2 rRNA genes are annotated in these 556 nt (G+C 47.7%); both read right to left on the bottom strand.

Going from position 1 to position 556, the window contains the following annotated elements:
• Positions 1 to 231 (bottom strand): 23S ribosomal RNA (locus AC1DWN_RS35005); the annotation flags it as partial.
• A gap of 241 nt (positions 232 to 472) precedes the next feature.
• A 5S ribosomal RNA gene (rrf, locus tag AC1DWN_RS35010) occupies positions 473 to 556 on the bottom strand; the annotation flags it as partial.

Below are 556 nucleotides of genomic sequence, written 5' to 3' on the forward strand. Positions count from 1 at the left end.
TTGTTTTCTCTTCCTCAGGGTACTTAGATGTTTCAGTTCCCCTGGTATGCCTCTATTCAACCTATGTATTCAGTTGAAAGTAACTGTCCATTACGACAGCTGGGTTTCCCCATTCGGAAATCCTCGGATCAATGCCTGCTTACGGCTCCCCGGGGCGGTATCGTTGTTCGCCACGTCCTTCTTCGGCTCCTAGTGCCTAGGCATCCTCCGTGCGCTCTTACTAGCTTAACCTAACGTTCCGGTTGATTTCGATGGAGACTCCGTTATCGTTTTATTTCCTTGATTAGTAACCTCTTTAGAGGTGGAAATAAAATCGATAAAAGTCGCTTACCATTCGAAACAACCTTCACKGGCATTACTAATCCCAGCTAAAGGATATTTCAGCAATTCTTCTTTCGTTATCCAGTTTTCAAGGTGCAAGGTAAATCGCAGCCAACCTCTCGGTTGCTGCAAGGTGTAATAATCAACACCTGCTTGGCGACGTCCTACTCTCCCAGGACCCTGCGGTCCAAGTACCATCGGCGCTGAAGGGCTTAACGGTCGTGTTCGGTATGGG

It is taken from the genome of Paenibacillus sp. P4_A7, assembly GCF_056402455.1.